This window comes from Rahnella contaminans, assembly GCF_011065485.1.
Classification (GTDB): domain Bacteria; phylum Pseudomonadota; class Gammaproteobacteria; order Enterobacterales; family Enterobacteriaceae; genus Rahnella; species Rahnella contaminans.
Window position 1 is genome coordinate 498,803 of the sequence record NZ_JAADJS010000001.1, and the last position, 16,465, is coordinate 515,267.

The 16,465-nt window shown below is 56.7% G+C and carries 10 protein-coding genes; 5 read left to right on the forward strand and 5 right to left on the reverse strand.

The window, feature by feature from the left end; genetic code table 11:
* Positions 1-6: 6 nt before the first annotated feature.
* Positions 7-1,665 (forward strand): glucan biosynthesis protein D, encoded by a 1,659-nt coding sequence (locus tag GW579_RS02315; RefSeq protein ID WP_165057276.1) that lies wholly within the window; start codon positions 7-9, stop codon positions 1,663-1,665.
* A 282-nt stretch (positions 1,666-1,947) separates the two neighbouring features.
* Here the strand turns inward: GW579_RS02315 and GW579_RS02320 are convergent, their stop codons facing one another.
* The gene (locus GW579_RS02320) at positions 1,948-2,130 is read right to left on the reverse strand and encodes a hypothetical protein (protein ID WP_152326042.1); all 183 of its coding nucleotides are present in this window, start codon (positions 2,128-2,130) and stop codon (positions 1,948-1,950) included.
* Between the two features lie 382 nt (positions 2,131-2,512).
* Between GW579_RS02320 and GW579_RS02325 the strand changes: the two genes are divergently transcribed.
* A complete protein-coding gene (locus GW579_RS02325; protein WP_165057278.1) occupies positions 2,513-3,610 on the forward strand; it encodes a glycerol dehydrogenase in 1,098 nt (365 codons plus the stop codon).
* 57 nt (positions 3,611-3,667) lie between these two features.
* Here the strand turns inward: GW579_RS02325 and GW579_RS02330 are convergent, their stop codons facing one another.
* A complete protein-coding gene (locus GW579_RS02330; RefSeq protein ID WP_152326044.1) occupies positions 3,668-4,954 on the reverse strand; it encodes a DUF445 domain-containing protein in 1,287 nt (428 codons plus the stop codon).
* Positions 4,955-5,126: 172 nt separating this feature from the next.
* Between GW579_RS02330 and GW579_RS02335 the strand changes: the two genes are divergently transcribed.
* From GW579_RS02335 to GW579_RS02345, 3 genes are all read left to right on the forward strand, one after another.
* Positions 5,127-6,785, forward strand: a complete 1,659-nt coding sequence (locus tag GW579_RS02335; protein ID WP_165057280.1) for a multidrug ABC transporter permease/ATP-binding protein — start codon at positions 5,127-5,129, stop codon at positions 6,783-6,785.
* Between the two features lie 22 nt (positions 6,786-6,807).
* A complete protein-coding gene (locus GW579_RS02340) occupies positions 6,808-7,626 on the forward strand; it encodes a hypothetical protein (protein ID WP_165057282.1) in 819 nt (272 codons plus the stop codon).
* 166 nt (positions 7,627-7,792) lie between these two features.
* On the forward strand, positions 7,793-10,219 hold the full coding sequence (locus GW579_RS02345; RefSeq protein WP_165057284.1) for a DUF3772 domain-containing protein: 2,427 nt from the start codon (positions 7,793-7,795) through the stop codon (positions 10,217-10,219).
* Positions 10,220-10,815: 596 nt separating this feature from the next.
* Here the strand turns inward: GW579_RS02345 and GW579_RS02350 are convergent.
* The 3 genes from GW579_RS02350 to GW579_RS02360 are packed head-to-tail and all read right to left on the reverse strand — an operon-like array spanning position 10,816 to position 16,465.
* Positions 10,816-13,965, reverse strand: a complete 3,150-nt coding sequence (locus tag GW579_RS02350; RefSeq protein ID WP_165057286.1) for an efflux RND transporter permease subunit — start codon at positions 13,963-13,965, stop codon at positions 10,816-10,818.
* Entirely contained in the window at positions 13,962-15,212 is a 1,251-nt protein-coding gene (locus GW579_RS02355; RefSeq protein WP_165057288.1) for an efflux RND transporter periplasmic adaptor subunit, read from the reverse strand. The genes GW579_RS02350 and GW579_RS02355 overlap by 4 nt, the downstream gene beginning before the upstream one ends.
* A complete protein-coding gene (locus GW579_RS02360; protein WP_152326050.1) occupies positions 15,212-16,465 on the reverse strand; it encodes a TolC family protein in 1,254 nt (417 codons plus the stop codon). The genes GW579_RS02355 and GW579_RS02360 overlap by 1 nt, the downstream gene beginning before the upstream one ends.

The following is a 16,465-nucleotide window of genomic DNA, read 5'->3' on the forward strand; positions in this document are numbered from 1 at the left end:
TCTGGCATGGAACGAAGAGCATTTATTAAAGCATCAATGGCATTCGCCGCCTGGTGTGGTGTGCCGGCTATGTCCACACTGTTCACCCGTTCCGCAGAAGCGGCAGAGACGAATGTGGCAGACGGCGGCGAATTGCCGTTTGATTTCAATGCGCTGAAGAAAATGGCGAAAGATCTCGCGGATAAGCCCTATGGTGGCGCGCCGCAACCTTTGCCTAAAACGCTGGCTGAACTGACGCCGCAGGCTTACAACGCCATTCAGTACGATCACGCGCATTCCCTGTGGAATGGCCTGCCGGACCGCCAGCTTGACGTCGAATTATTCCACGTCGGCATGGGGTTCCGCCGCCGTGTGCGCATGTACTCTGTCGATCCCGTGAAACATCTTGCGCGCGAAATTCATTTCCGCCCGGAGTTGTTCAATTATCACGACGCCGGTGTTGATACCAAACAGCTGGAAGGCTTCTCGAATCTCGGGTTCGCCGGTTTCAAAGTCAACAAAGCCCCGGAACTGACGCGCCGCGACGTGGTGTCATTCCTCGGTGCCAGCTACTTCCGTGCGGTAGACGACACTTATCAGTACGGCCTGTCCGCGCGCGGCGTGGCGGTGGATACCTTCACCGACCAGCCGGAAGAGTTCCCGGATTTCACCGCTTTCTGGTTTGATACGCCGAAACCCGGCGATACCACCTTTATTGTGTATGCGCTGCTGGACGGCATGAGCATTACCGGTGCCTATAAATTCGTGATCCACTGCGAACCGACCCGCGTCGTGATGGAAATCGAAAACCACCTCCATGCCCGTGAGGACATCAAACAGCTGGGTATCTCTCCGATGACCAGCATGTTCAGCTGTGGCACCAACGAACGTGGGCGCTGCGACACGATTCATCCGCAGATCCACGACTCTGACCGCCTGCAAATGTGGACTGGCACCGGCGAATGGATTTGCCGTCCGCTGAATAACCCGCAGCGTCTGCAATTTAACGCCTACAGCGATAACAATCCGAAAGGATTTGGCCTGTTGCAGCTCGACCATGAGTTCAATAATTATCAGGACGTGATTGGCTGGTATAACAAACGACCGAGCCTGTGGGTGGAACCGGCCGGAAACTGGGGGAAAGGGGCCGTCAATCTGATGGAAATCCCGACCACCGGCGAAACGCTCGATAACGTCGTTTGCTTCTGGCAGCCGGAAACCCCGGTGAAGGCCGGTTCTGAATTCAATTTCAGCTACAAACTTTACTGGAGTGGCGAGCCACCGCACCGCAGCCCGATGGCTAACGTACTGGCGACCCGCACTGGTATGGGCGGTTTCCCTGAAGGCTGGGCACCGGGCGAGAATTATCCGCAAGTCTGGGCGCGTCGTTTCGCCATTGATTTTGTCGGCGGCGAGCTGAAAGCCTTTGCCGATAAAGGCATCGAGCCGGTGATTAACGTCTCGGCGGGTAAGATCAAAAACATCGAAATTTTGTATGTGCAACCGTTCGACGGTTACCGGATCCTGTTCGACTGGTATCCGGACAGCGATTCCGTCGCGCCGGTTGAACTGCGCATGTTCCTGCGTTCCGGCCAGAAAGCGTTGTCGGAAACCTGGCTGTATCAGTATTTCCCGCCAGCGCCCGATAAACGCAAATATATCGATGACCGTCAGATGACGAAATAATCTTCTTCGTCCTTCAGGCCGCAGGGGGGGGCGGCTGCCGTCGTTCACCCGAATCACTGACGTATATCAGCTCACTCGCTTGCCGCCTGCCTGCCACTTGAAGGATTTTGAGGATCGAAAGATCAAAAAACAAAAAGCCCCGATTCGTCGGGGCTTTTGCTTTCTTACTTTTCTGTTTATCTGTCATTTGCAGGTTAACCAGACACAGGAACTTGCAAAATACTTCAAAGGGTAAAGCAAGGGTAACGCACGGTACTCAACTGCTGAAGGCCAAGATGGCAATCAAAACGCCTTCACCAGCATTCCGTTTTGCGGTTGTTGCTGAGGATTTTTCAGCGCCGCGTCGAAGGATCTCTCGATCTCTTTCAACTGTTGTAAGAATTCTTGTGGCGAGAAATCGTGTGATTTGCCGCTCATGTAGGCCAGGGCCAGTTCTTTGGCGTTGTAACGTTGGAAGTTATACATGCTGTCAGTTCCTTATTAATCAAAAAAATATTAACGGGATGGCGAACAGCGAGCTGGCTTATAACCACTGCTTACGACGTGCTGCCAATGCAATGCATTCTACGGAAAAGATTGATAAGTGAAAGTTGGTGTTGTTTATGCATTCAATAGTTAAAACCTAACTTAGTAAGGGGTTTTTGATTGCCTATCTGAATAGTCATTTCTGGTGATTAATTCATCGGATGGCTACTTTGCGTGGCGAAAGGTTCAACCTTATGAAAGATAAAATTTCTTTGCGAGTCATGCTGTTAATGTGAATTAAAAGGGTTGGGCTTTACAACCTGCTGGGGTACCCTCAGGGAAGTTATCCACGGATCATTATCAACGAAAAGAGGTTTTTATCATGAGTAAATTTATCTTCTCTTCGCCAGGAAAATACGTTCAGGGCAGCGGTGTTCTGGATGAGTTGGGTGATTATCTGCCTGCGTTAGGCGGAAAATCATTTCTGATAGCTGATGATGTCGTTTGGGGAATTATCGGCGATCGCGTGAAAGCGTCGCTTAAAAAAGCCCAGGTTGAATTCCATTTCGAACGTTTTAACGGTGAAGCCTCTGCCAGCGAGATTACCCGTCTGGCGGAAATTGCCCGTAAGGCCGGAACACACGTCGTGGTCGGTCTGGGCGGGGGTAAAACGCTCGATACCGTCAAAGCCATTGCCGATGAACTGAAACAGAATGTGGTAATTGTGCCGACCGTGGCGTCTACGGATGCGCCGTGCAGTGCGCTGTCGGTGATTTATTCTGACAACGGCGTTTTTGAATCCTACCGTTTCTACCACAAAAACCCGGATCTGGTGCTGGTCGATACCCACGTTTGCGCACAGGCACCGGTTCGTCTGTTTGCTTCCGGCATTGCCGACGGTCTGGCGACCTTTGTGGAAGCGCAGGCGGTGCTGCGTTCTCATTCGCAATCGATGGTCGGCGGTGACCCGACAATTGCCGGTATGGCGATTGCCGAAGCCTGTGAGAAAACGCTGCTGACGTACGGTTACAGCGCGTACACGGCGGTTGAGCAGAAGCTGGTGACACCGGCCGTGGAAGCCGTCGTGGAAGCCAACACGCTGCTTTCCGGCCTCGGCTTTGAAAACGCCGGTCTGGCAGGTGCGCACGCCATCCATAACGGCTTCACGGCGATTTCCGGTGACATTCACCACCTGACGCACGGTGAAAAGGTGGCGTATGGCACGCTGACACAGATGGTGCTTGAGCAGCGTCCGGACGAAGAAATCGCGCGGTATGTGCGTTTCTACCGTTCCATCAAAATGCCGACCACGCTTAAAGAGATGCATCTGGAAAACGAATCGTTCGCCAGTCTGGTGAAAATCGGTGCGCTGGCAGGCGGCGAGGGCGATACCCTCGGCAACCTGAACCGCAACTTGTCTGCCGAAGATGTCGCGAATGCGATTCTGGCCGTGGACGCGTTCAGTAAAACCGTGAAATAAGGTTACGCAAAGCAAAAAGGCCGGTTATCCGGCCTTTTTTACGCGCTGATTTTGCCCCTAAATCCGCGCCATCACCCACGGGATTGCCACCGGCAGCTGCGACAGCAGATACAACGCCAGCCCGATAAACGCACCTACCAGCGTGCCGTTGATGCGGATAAACTGTAAATCCTTCCCGATATTAAGCTCGATTTGCCGCGACATATCCCGCGGATCCCAGCCTTTTACCGTGTCGCTGATGTGACGCGTCAGGAATTGCGCGAAGTCCGGTGCCATTTTCTCTGCGATGGTTTCCATTTGCTGATTCAGCGAACTGCGCAATTTCTCGTCCTGCGCCAGCGCGTTTCCCAGCCACTGGCCGGATTCAGTGACTTTCGCAAATACCCGCGAATCTTCGCTTTCCAGATCTTCTTTCAGCCAGTTACGCATGTCGCCCCACAACTGCAACACGTAAACATTCAGCTTCTCGTCATCTTTCAGATACTGCTTAATCTCTTCGGCTTTCTGCGCGGTTTCCGGGTCGTTTTGCAGCTTCCAGATAAAGTTCTGTACCGAACGGTCGAAGCCTTTGCGGAAAGCATGGGTTTTGTCATTGCCCATATCATCGAGCACTGAATTCACCGCGTTCGACACCAGATCGGCACCGTTTCGCCCCAGCCAGCCGGTGGGCAGAAGTTTGGCGGTCAGCGGATGTTCGCGTTTCATCCAGCCGACAATTTGCGCGGAAATAAACTGCCGCGTGCTGTCTTTTGCCAGCAGGATTTCCAGCTGATCCATCGCCTGATCCAGCAGTTGCTGATGGCGGCCGCCTTTGGTCAGGCTTTCCAGCAGTGTGGCAACCGACGCGGACAGGTCAATTTTATCAATGACGCGGTAAAGCGCGCGGCGGATAAGTTGCGCGATGCGCTGATCGTCCGTGACATCGAGAAAACCGCGGATCATCTTCACCGCGTATTTCGCGAAACGCTGTGCGTTGTCCGGGGCGTTCAGCCAGTCCGTGAGCATCCGCGCCGGATCGTGCTGGCGGATAAGATTGATGAGCGTCGCGGGCGCAAGGAATTTTTCCTGCACAAACACCGCCAGATTGTCGGCAATTTTGTCTTTGTTCCTGGGAATAATGGCCGTGTGTGACGCCACAAACGGCACCGGCACGCGGCGAAACAGGGCCACCACGGCGAACCAGTCCGCCATTGCGCCGACCATCGCGGCTTCGGAAATGGCTTTCAGGCCGGAAACCCAGAAGTTAGGCGGCAGGAAAAGGGTGATGACAAACAGGGCGGCGGCAATCAGCAGCAGCCCGAGCGCGTTACGTTTACTTCGGCGAAGTTCTTGTTCTTTATCCATTAGCTCAGTTTAGGAAGCGTCAGGCAGGCTGTCAGCTTTTTTCTTGTCTGCGGCTTTTATTTCGGAATGAAGCCGGAACCGCGCCTAAAATGAGAATTGTTCTTGATATGACAAGGTGTGTCATTAAACTGCGTGCAGCATTATTCCCCTGCATTCAGAATGAGACCAATTCATGGAGTTGTTACGCGTTGTATTTAAACAATATCGCTGGCCGTTTTTAGGCGTAATGGCGCTGAGTCTGCTCAGCGCCGTACTGGGCATCGGCCTGATCGCGTTCATCAATCTTAAATTGATTGAAACTACGCAGGGTTCCCTGATGGTTTTGCCGCAGTTTCTCGGATTATTACTGCTGCTGATGGCTGTTACGCTCGGCTCTCAGCTGGCGCTCACCGTGCTCGGACACCACTTTATCTACCGCCTGCGCGGGCAATTCATCAAACGTATTCTGGATACGGACATCGAACGCATCGAGCAAATCGGTAATGCGCAACTGCTCGCCAGCCTCGGCAGCGACATCCGCAATATCACGCTGGCCTTCGTGCGTTTACCGGAACTGGTGCAGGGCATCATTCTGACCATCGGCTGTGCGGGCTATCTGGCCTGGCTTTCCCCGGAAATGCTGCTGGTCACCGTTATCTGGCTGCTGATCACCATTTTCGGTGGTTTCAAACTGGTCTCACACGTTTACCGCCATCTGGCGAAAGTGCGTGATGCCGAAGACAAGCTGCAAACGGATTACCAAAAAGTGATTGAAGGGCGCAAAGAGCTGGCTCTGAACCGCGAACGTGCGCGCCATCTTTTTGACGACGTCTACCGCAAGGACGCCGAAGAATACCGCCATCATATTATCCGCGCCGATACCTTCCATCTCAGCGCCGTGAACTGGTCGAATATTATGATGCTGGGCGCGATTGGCCTGGTGTTTTTCATGGCGAACACGCTCGGCTGGTCGAATACGGACGTCGCTGCGACCTATTCGCTGACGCTGCTGTTTCTGCGTACGCCGATGTTGCAGGCCGTGGGCGCATTGCCGACGCTGCTCAGCGCGCAGGTGGCTTTTGGCAAACTGAAAGCGCTGAAACTGGCCGAACACCATGACGCATTCACGCCTGCGGTTGCTGCGAAAAACTGGCAGACGCTGGAGTTGCGTGACCTGACGTTCAGCTATGCCGGAAAAGAAGAAGGGGCGGGTTTTGGGATCGGGCCGCTGAACCTCCGGATTTCCCGTGGCGAGCTGGTCTTCCTGATTGGCGGTAACGGCAGCGGAAAATCCACCCTGGCGATGCTGCTGACCGGGCTGTATCAGCCGCGCTCCGGGCAAATCCTGCTGGACGGTGTGCCGGTCACGGCGGAAACCGCCGAACAGTATCGCCAGCTTTTCTCGGCGGTCTTTACCGATTTCCACCTGTTCGGCCAGCTTATCGGCCCGGAGGGCAAACAGCCAGATCCGCTGCTGGTGGAAGACTGGCTGCAACGCCTGAACATGAAAGAAAAACTTCAGTTCACCGGCAACGAAGTGACCAACCTTCAGCTTTCCGCCGGGCAGCGAAAACGCGTGGCCTTACTGCTGGCGGCGGCCGAAGGGCGCGACTTCCTGCTGCTCGACGAATGGGCGGCAGATCAGGATCCGCAATTCCGCCGGACGTTCTACCGCGAACTGCTGCCACAATTGCGCGATATGGGCAAAACCGTGCTGGCAATCAGCCACGATGACCACTATTTTGAACACGCCGATCGTTTGCTGGAAATGCGTCAGGGCAAACTGAAAGAACTGCACGGGCAGGAGCGCGCCGACGCCAGCCGTGATGCGGTCGCACAAATCGGTCTTTAACCGTTTATAAAAAGGAACAGGAATGAACTGGACTGAAGGGGTGGTGTGGGGCGTCAGTGCCGTCGTAACAGGCTTACTGATCGGCCTGCTGCATAAAAAAGGCGTGCTGAGCCGTGTGCCTGCGGTGATCGTGTTTCTGGTGCTGTTTATCGGTGGCAATCTGCTGTGGAGCGCGGTCGTAAAGCCGCATCTTGTCAGCAACAGTGAAGAGCAAAAGGTCGATCAGGCGCTGGCTGAACTGCCGCTTTACACCACGATAAAAGCGCAGGAACCGGCGCTCTATGCGCAGATTCGCAGCAATATTCTCAAGCTTCGCAAAGAAGGTAAATCGCAGCAGGACGCCATTAATACGGTGAAACCGATGGTCTCCGTGTTGCTGACGCAGCGCATCAGCCATGCGCCGGATGCCAACGTGAACGAGGCGATGCAGGTGAATCTGGAAGAGATGCAAACCTTGCAGGCGCGCAAGGACGGCAGCTGCTTTAAGTTCCTGTATCCGCAGGTCAGCGGTGGTATTAATACCGCGCAGGTTCTGCCGCCGGAGCTGTTCCAAAAAGATCTCAATACCATGAATGACCTGCTTCTGGCGACCGGCAGCGGGCAGACTGAACAACCCGCAGCGGTCAGCACTGAACGCGTGATCGCCATGATGGCCCCGGTGCGTGAGGCGCTGGGCAACATGTACGGCGAGCAGTTGCAGATGTTCAGCGACCTGACCAAGCCGGACGTCGATCGCGAGAAAGTTTGCGAGATTTCCATCAGCCTGTATTCCGGTATTCTTGCACTGCAACCGGCAGATTCGGCGGCAATCTTGCGACAGATGCTGGGTGCGAAACCCTGAATTTCCCACCGGGCTGCGCGTCTGAACGTGCAGCCCGGCGCGGCCTGACGGCAACATAAACAGACAATCCCTACTATTCTTCTTAACAGGAAAGGGTATTCTTACGCCGTTCATCTAAAACACTTTTGTTTCGTAAAAAATAACGAGCTCCCGGAACCATCCTTCTATGCAAAAAATGTTTAGAGTGCCGTTTTTGTTACTGGCATTGTTGTCATGTCTGCTGTTAACGCCTGCGCTGAGTCAGGCCGATGACAGCACCGGTCGATCTGCCACCGAACAGCCGGTCAAAGTTAACGCCAGCACCGCGCTGCCGGCGTTGCAAAAACGTCTGGATCAGCTGAAACAGCAGGTCTCTTCGGCGAAAACAGATAAAAAATTCACCGGCCTGACCGATGCCGCGCAGGCACTGGCCGAAGACGCCGATAAACTGGCGGCGGCGCTCGCGCCCGATCTGACGCAGGTTCAGGCACAGCTCGATGTCCTTGGCCCCGCGCCTGCGCCAGGTACGCTGACCGAAACGCCTCAGGTGATCAGCCAGCGTAATAAACTCAACAACAGCAAAACCCTTCTCACCACGCAGATTGAACAGACCAAAGCCATCGGCGTGGGCGCGCGGAACCTGTCTTCACAGATTTCCGGGCTGCGCCGTGACGCGCTGAAAACCCAGATTGCCCTGAACACCGGCAGCATTCTGGGCGGGAATTTCTGGGCACCGTTGTTCAAGCCTAACGATGACGATTCTGCACGCTTCAGCGATTTTGGCTCGCAGGTGAGCGATGCCTGGACGCAGGCGTGGAGCCCGGAATGGCGCGCCGGCTCGGGCATTTATCTCCTGCTGGCACTGGTACTGGGCATTTTTGGCCGCCGCGTGCTGGATAAACCGATGAACTGGATCCTGCCGCGCTGGTTGCCGCAGGGCCGCTTCCGCCGCAGTTTCCTCGCCTGTTTCACCACGCTGAGCACCACCCTCACGCTGGGTTTCAGCGTTCAGCTCATCGGTTACATCTTTACCCGTCTGCCGGATACCTCCGCGTGGGTGAATGAGTTCGCCGAACAGCTGGTCGAGCTGACGTACTTCTCCGCGCTGATTGCCGGGCTGGGGATTGCGCTGCTGTCGAACAACCATCCGTCCTGGCGCTTGCCGGGCATTGCCGATCCGCTGGCCAAAACGCTGGCCTCGTTTCCGGTGCTGCTGGCGACCTTTATTTTCCTGTTCGGCATTATCGAGCAACTGAATAACCTGGTCGGTGCCAGCGTTGCCGCAACGTTATTCGGTAACGGTCTGGCTGCGTTACTGGTGGCGCTGAACTGCCTGATTGCGCCGGTTCGCGTCAACAGAATGCGTCGTAAAATGAAAGCCGATGGCGAGCAAACCGAGGCCCGCTCCACGCTGGCCGGGTTGATCCATCTGGTGATCAGCATTACCGCTGTCGTTATCATGCTCGCGCTGCTGATTGGTTATATCCCGCTGGCGCGTTTCGTCACCTTCGAACTGCTGTGGATCGGGCTGGTGCTGAGCTGCCTGTATCTGCTGATCCACTTCGTGGTGGATTTCTTCGAAAGCCTGTTCGCGCCGGGTACGCACAGCGGCAAAATCATCAAAAGCACCCTGAGCGTCAATGACCGCCATCTGTCGCTGGCGGCCACGCTGTTCTCGGCCATCGGGAAAACCGCGCTGCTGTTGTTTGCCGCCGTTGCACTGCTCAACGGGACGTTCGGCTCCACGACACCGCTGGAATTGCTGGCGAAAATTGTCGATATCTGGGGCGGTAAAGGTCTCGAAGGGGTCAACATTATTCCGGCGCACGCGGTAAACGCGGTGCTGTGTCTGGTGATCGGCTGGTACGTCCTGCGTTCCGCCCGTCGCTGGCTGGATAATGATTTCCTGCCGAAAACCATGATGGATCGCGGGATGCGCGCCTCTCTGGTGACGCTCTTTACCAACGTCGGTTACGTACTGATCATCCTGCTGACGCTGTCGTCACTGGGTATCGAATGGAACAAACTGGCGTGGATCGTGAGCGCCTTGTCGGTCGGTATCGGTTTTGGCTTGCAGGAGATTGTGAAGAACTTTATCTCCGGCCTGATCCTGCTGACCGAGCGTCCGGTGAAGGTAGGCGACTTAATCAGCATCAGCGGCGTGGAAGGGGATATCCGCCGGATCAACGTCCGTGCGACTGAAATCCAGCTCAGCGATAAATCCACCGTGATTGTGCCGAACTCCCAGCTGATTTCTCAGAACGTGCGTAACGCCACTATGGGTAACGCGCAGGGCGTGGCGACCATCGCGCTGACATTCCCGCTCGACATCGACCCGGAACAGGTACGCAGTTTGCTGCTCGACGCTTACAACGCGCACGAACAAATCCTCGATACGCCTGCGGCGTCCGTCAGCTTTAAAGAACTGGGACCGACCGGCATCATCCTGAGCGTGACCGGCTACGTGAGCAGCCCGCGCATTGTGAGCGGGACGCGGAGTGATTTGTTGTATGAAATCCTCAAAATGCTGCGTGCAGCGGGGATCAGTCTTAGTCAGACTCAGACGATGATTTTGGAAAAACCGGCGGAGAGAGCTGCTCCGTTAGAGGAGTGACCGGGGTGGGATTACGGTCCCACTTGCTGTTTTAACTTCAAATTCGAATTCAAATTCAAATTCAAATTCAACACCTTGGGCTCGCCGCCCAAACTGGCCCAGAGGACGCGTAAGCGCGCCCTCTGGACTCCCGCTTCCTCACTGCGCGCTATCGCCGGGACGATGGACATGTTCCGGCACATTGGTGAGTGGCGCAAATCCAGGTGCTTCGCACTGCCTTCTCTCGGTCTTCGAGCCATAGGTCTCGAAGCCGCTCCGTTCAGCTGAATTTTGAGCACGCCAATCAACTTTTCTAAAAGACTAAAATCATCGTTTTTTTGAATTTAAGATCCTGCGGGCGTTTCAGAAAGCTTGCTGAATGAGAGGTTGCAGGCCTGAGGCTGCAATCCCGAAATAAAGGCACCGCGCAGCGGCAAGATTTCCAGCCTGTCAGAGAGGTAACTGAAACATGGCCAGCGGGCGAAGCGCGAAGTAAAAAAGCGAGGAGGAATCCAAAGGAGGAAAAGCACTTTCCTCCTTTGGGCGGTTTCGGCGTAGTGCGTCAGGTGAGCACTGCACATGAAAAACCGAAATTTTCCCGATCCGCTATCAGCACCTCACTGCAAGTGAGAAACCGAAGTTTTCCCACGTCTCCTCCGATGCAACAGCAAATACACCGCCGGGATCACCAGCATCGACAGCAAGGGTGCGCTCAGCATCCCCCCAATCATCGGCGCAGCGATACGTTGCATGACCTCTGAACCGGTGCCGCCGCCCCACATGATGGGCAGTAAGCCCGCCATAATCGTCGCAACTGTCATGGCTTTTGGCCGGACGCGCAGAACCGCGCCGTGGTGGATAGCGTCACAGAGTTCTTCCTCGGTCAGCGACTGGCCGGATTTTTGCTGGCGCTGCACGGCCTGATTCAGATACAGCACCATAATTACGCCGAACTCAGCGGCGACGCCGGCCAGCGCGATAAAGCCGACGGCGGCGGCGACGGAGAGATTGTAATTAAGCAGATACAGCAGCCAGATCCCGCCGGTCAGCGCAAACGGCAGCGTCGCCATGATCAGTGCCGCATCGCGCACGCTGCTGAAGGTGACATAGAGCAGGACAAAAATGATGAGAAGCGTGACCGGCAGGACGATTTTCAGCTTTGCCGTCGCACGTTCCAGATACTCAAATTGTCCCGACCAGCTGACGGTGACGCCTTCCGGTAATTTCACCTGCTGATTCACCGCCTGCTGCATATCTTCCACCGCAGATTTCAGGTCACGTCCGCGCAAATCGACATAAATCCAGTCTGACAAGCGCGCGTTTTCACTTTTCAGCATCGGCGGCCCGTCGGTGACATTGACCGAAGCCAGCGCTGACAGTGGCACCTGGGCGCCGGACGCGGTCAGCACCGGCAGATCACGCAGCGCCTGCACGTTGTCACGCAGTTCACGCGGATAACGCAGGTTGATCGGATACCGTTCGCGGCCTTCCAGCGTTTCACCGATATTTTCGCCCCCGACCAGCGTTGAAACCAGTGACTGCAATTCGGCAACCGTGACACCGTAACGCGCAGCTTCACGCCGGTTGATGTCGATGTCCACGTAGCGTCCGCCCTCGAGACGCTCGGCCAGCGCCGACGTCACGCCGGGAACCTGCTTCACGATATGCTCGATTTGCTGCGTCACCTGCTCAATTTGCGCGATATTATTACCGTTCACCTTAATTCCCACCGGGCTTTTAATGCCGGTCGCCAGCATGTCCAGCCGGTTGCGAATGGGTGGCACCCAGACGTTGGCAATGCCCGGTAATTTCACCGCGTTATCCAGCTCCGTCACCAGTTTGTCGGGCGTCATGCCGGGCCGCCACTGGTCGCGCGGTTTGAAGCGGATCGTGGTTTCAATCATGGTCAGCGGCGCGGGGTCGGTGGCGCTGTCGGCGCGTCCGGCCTTGCCAAACACGCTGGCGACTTCCGGCACGGTTTTGATCAGCCGGTCGGTTTGCTGTAATAATCTCGACGCTTCGCGGGCGGAAATCCCCGGCAGCGTGGACGGCATATACAGCAAATCGCCTTCGTCGAGCGGCGGCATAAATTCACTGCCCAGTTTTGACAGCGGATAAAGCGATACCAGCAAAAACAGGCCGCTGCATACCAGCGTGGTTTTCGGGCGTTTCAGCACCGCAGAAAGCACCGGCTGGTAAGCGCTGATGAGCCAGCGGTTGATCGGGCTGGCATTTTCATCCGGGATTTTGCCGCGAATAAAATAGCCCATCAGCACCGGTACCAGCGTGATCCCAAGGCCGGCGGAAACGGCCATGGCGTAGGTTTTGGTAAACGCCAGCGGCGAGAACATCCGGCCTTCCTGCGCTTCGAGCGAAAACACCGGAATAAACGACAGCGTGATGATCAGCAAACTGCAAAACAGTGCAGGCCCGACTTCGATGGCAGCCCGTTCAGAAACCTGCCAGTAATCCGCGGATGTCGGCTTCAGGCCGGGGTGATCATGCCGCCATTGTTCGAGCACTTTGTGCATGTTTTCAATCATTACGATTGCGGCGTCCACCATGGCTCCGATGGCAATCGCAATGCCGCCGAGCGACATAATATTGGCGCTGACGCCCTGATAATGCATGACGATAAACGCGCCGAGAATGCCGAGAGGCAGCGTAATGATCGCTACCAGCGCCGAGCGGAAGTGGAACAGAAACAGTGCGCAGACCACCGCCACGACGATGAACTCTTCCACCAGTTTGTGCGACAGCGTTTCGACGGCGTGTTCGATCAGCGGCTGGCGGTCATACACCGGCACGATTTCCACACCGGCGGGCAGCGTGCGGGCAAGAGCGTTCAGGCGAACTTTTACCGCTTTCAGGGTTTCCAGCGCATTTTTTCCCGAGCGCATGACGATAACGCCGCCCGCCACTTCGCCTTCACCGTTGAGTTCCGCTACGCCGCGCCGCAGTTCCGGGCCGGTGCGCACGGTCGCGACGTCAGAAAGCAGCACAGGAATTCCGCTGTTAACGGCCACGACCACGTTGTTGAAATCGCCCAGACTTTTCAGGTAACCGGAGGTGCGCACCATATATTCGGCTTCGCCCATTTCCAGAAGCGATCCGCTGCTTTCCTGATTAGCGCTTTGCAGGGCGCTGACCAGTTGCTGATGCGTCACGCCGCGTGCGCGCATCCGCTGCGGGTCGGCGACCACCTGATACTGTCGCACCATGCCGCCGATGCTGGCAACTTCAGAAACGTTGGGCACCGTTTTGAGGTCGTAACGCAACGTCCAGTCCTGTAACGCCCGCAGCTGTTCCAGGCTGTGTTTACCGGTTTTATCGACCAGCGCGTATTCATAAATCCAGCCGACGCCGGTAGCATCTGGCCCCAGCGATGCTTTTGCACCCGGTGGCAGCGAGGACTGCACCTGGCTGAGGTATTCCAGTACGCGGGAGCGCGCCCAGTACGGCTCCGTGCCGTCATCAAACAGCACATAAACGTAGGCATCGCCGAACATCGAAAAGCCGCGCACAGTTTTCGCGCCGGGCACCGACAGCAAAGTGGTGGTCAGCGGATACGTCACCTGATCTTCAATGATTTGCGGTGCTTTGCCCGGATAACTGACGCGCACGATCACCTGTACGTCGGAGAGATCCGGCAGGGCGTCGAGCGGAGCTTTTTGTAAAGACCAGATGCCCCAGCCCGCCATCATCAGGGCGGCGAGCAGCACCAGAAGCCGGTTGCGCAGCGACCAGCGGATCACGGTGGCAATCATAAATGGCTCCCGTGCTGATGGGCGTCTGGTGTGGTTTCAGCACCGGCAGCGGCGGGGAGCGCGCTGCGCAGGCTGGCTTCTGAATCAATCAGGAACTGGCCGGAGGTCACGACAGATTGGCCTTCGCTGAGGCCGGAAAGGATTTGCGTCCAGCCGTCGCGCGTTGCCCCTGCGGTGACCGTCTGCGGCGTGAAATGCCCGTTGCCGTCGTCGAGCAACACGGTATTGCGGGTGCCGGTCTGAATCAGCGCTTCCTGCGGGATTGCCAGCACCGGCGTTTGTGCCGGTGCATCCAGCGTCAGGGTGAGATACATGCCGGGGCGCAGCTTTTGCTGCGGATTATCAATCACCACGCGGGCTTTCAGCGTGCGGTTGACGGCGTCGGCATCGGGCAGTAATTCACTGACCACGCCGCGAAATACGTCGCCCGGCTGGCTGTCGCTGTTGCCGCTGACCCGGCTGCCGACCTGAACCTGCCCGGCGGCTGACGGCGGATAATCCATCACAATCCACACCTGTTTCAGGCTGGTCAGCTCAAACAACGGCTGCGCGGCGGCCACCTGCGCGCCTTCGCGCACACTCAGCTGGCTGAGATATCCGTCTTCCGGTGCCACGACGTCAATGCGCGTCTGTGGCTGGCCGGTTTTATCGATACGTCTGAGAATATCCTCCGGCATAAATTGCAGTGCCAGACGCTGGCGGGCGGCGGCGCTCAGGCTGCGGTCACCGAGCTGACGTACCGCCAGATATTCCTGCTGCGCGGCGGTCCAGTCGGGGATCCACAACGTCGCCAGTTTCTGACCTTTTTTCACCTGTTGCTGGCTGGCGGCAACGTAGAGTTTTTCCACCAGACCGCCTGCGCGGGCTGCCACCGTGCGCAGGCTGCGTTCGTCGGCTGTGACCGTGCCGTAAACATTCAGCGGGGAGGAAATGACGCGGCGCTCAACTTTCGCGCTGCGCATTCCGAGATTCTGCTGCTGACGGGCGCTGACCGTAACGCCGCCGTCGCCGGCCACTTCGTCGGCGTAACGGGGCATCAGATCCATATCCATAAACGGCGATTTGCCCGGTTTATCAAAACGCTGATCCGGCGTCATCGGGTCGTACCAGTACAACACTTTTCGTCCGGCAGGCGCAGTCGCCGTTTTTGATTCAGCAGGTGGATTATAACGTCCGGCCTGGTAACCCACGGCCAGCGCGGCCACGACGCAAAGCGCCAGCAGGCCGTAAGTTTTAACGGTAGTCATCAGTTTTTCTCCTGAGGTGCCAGATAGCGCAGGGCGACCCAATAGCGGGCGACGTCCAGTTCGGCATTCCGCTGGGTAATCTGGCTGTCGAGCAGGCTGCGGCGGGCTTCCAGTACGTCATTCAGGCTGCTTTTTCCGGCGCGGTATTGCGCCTGAATCACGCTGACGCGTTGTTGTTGCAGCGGAACAACATCATTTTTCTGCCGCTGCCACAGGGTATTGGCCGCCTGATATTGCGCGAGCAGCGTGGTCAGTTGCGTCTGATGCGTGCGGATGAGCTGCGCCAGCCGGTCATTACTTTCCATAGCCATCGACTGATCGGCGGCGTGATCTTTGTCCTGACGTGATGCGGTAAACAGCGGCAAATCAACGGTGACCATCACGCCCGCGAGGTCGTCATAATTGTCGGCGCGGCGACCGTAATAGACTTCAACGCCGATATCCGGCAGTGCTGCAATCGCTGATTCTGACGATTTTGCCTGCGCCACTTCCGCCTCGCGCCGCGCCTGGAGAATTTCAGGATGCTGGCTGATGCTGTCGGCCTGTGTGGCTTCGGCGGGCAGTTCGCTGACCGGTGGAATGGCACCGAGAATTTCGGGCTGATCGATGCCGGTCAGCTGGCTCAGCCGTGTGCGTGCCAGCTGCACGTCGCGTCCGGCTTCGGTGAGTTTGTCCTGCATGCTGAGGAGCGTCAGACGTGCGTCGAGCACCGACGCAGGCAAGGCGCTGCCACTGCTGACGCCGCCGCGCTGCACGCCAATTTGCCGCTGACTTTCATCCACCAGCGCCTTCAGCTGCTTTACGGTTTCATTGCCAATGGCCAGTTCCATCCAGGCCTGCGCTGTATCGCGCTGTAGCTGAGCACGAATGCTCTGGCCGTTCGCCGCCGCCTGCCGGGATTCGGCGCGCAATGTACCGGCCTTACGCTCGCGCTTACTGCTGCTCACGTAATCCTGCATGATGCCAATCCGCTCCATGGTCATGCCTTCGCGGGTGAAACGCTGGTCGTTACTGCCGCCGACGGGCAGGTTTTCAATCCCGAATTTCAGCTTCGGATCCGGCAATTGCATGGCGGAATCCGCCCGGTTTTCCAGCGCGTTAATCTGATGGCGGCTGGCAGAAAGCTCAGCCGAATATCCCTGCGCGGCCACCAGCGCCTGCGGAAGAGAAACGGGTGTGGCAAAGGCGCTGACCGGCATAAAAGCCAGCAGCCAGTGCCACGTCACCCAAGGGTGACGCGGTAAATTCAACAT

What these genes read in the sequence shown, in the direction of transcription:
- GW579_RS02315 (WP_165057276.1), top strand. Translation starts at nt 7, where the DNA reads ATGGAACGAAGAGCATTTATTAAAGCATCAATGGCATTCGCCGCCTGG.
- GW579_RS02320 (WP_152326042.1), bottom strand. Translation starts at nt 2,130, where the DNA reads ATGTATAACTTCCAACGTTACAACGCCAAAGAACTGGCCCTGGCCTAC.
- GW579_RS02325 (WP_165057278.1), top strand. Translation starts at nt 2,513, where the DNA reads ATGAGTAAATTTATCTTCTCTTCGCCAGGAAAATACGTTCAGGGCAGC.
- GW579_RS02330 (WP_152326044.1), bottom strand. Translation starts at nt 4,954, where the DNA reads ATGGATAAAGAACAAGAACTTCGCCGAAGTAAACGTAACGCGCTCGGG.
- GW579_RS02335 (WP_165057280.1), top strand. Translation starts at nt 5,127, where the DNA reads ATGGAGTTGTTACGCGTTGTATTTAAACAATATCGCTGGCCGTTTTTA.
- GW579_RS02340 (WP_165057282.1), top strand. Translation starts at nt 6,808, where the DNA reads ATGAACTGGACTGAAGGGGTGGTGTGGGGCGTCAGTGCCGTCGTAACA.
- GW579_RS02345 (WP_165057284.1), top strand. Translation starts at nt 7,793, where the DNA reads ATGCAAAAAATGTTTAGAGTGCCGTTTTTGTTACTGGCATTGTTGTCA.
- GW579_RS02350 (WP_165057286.1), bottom strand. Translation starts at nt 13,965, where the DNA reads ATGATTGCCACCGTGATCCGCTGGTCGCTGCGCAACCGGCTTCTGGTG.
- GW579_RS02355 (WP_165057288.1), bottom strand. Translation starts at nt 15,212, where the DNA reads ATGACTACCGTTAAAACTTACGGCCTGCTGGCGCTTTGCGTCGTGGCC.
- GW579_RS02360 (WP_152326050.1), bottom strand. Translation starts at nt 16,465, where the DNA reads ATGTTGAATTTACCGCGTCACCCTTGGGTGACGTGGCACTGGCTGCTG.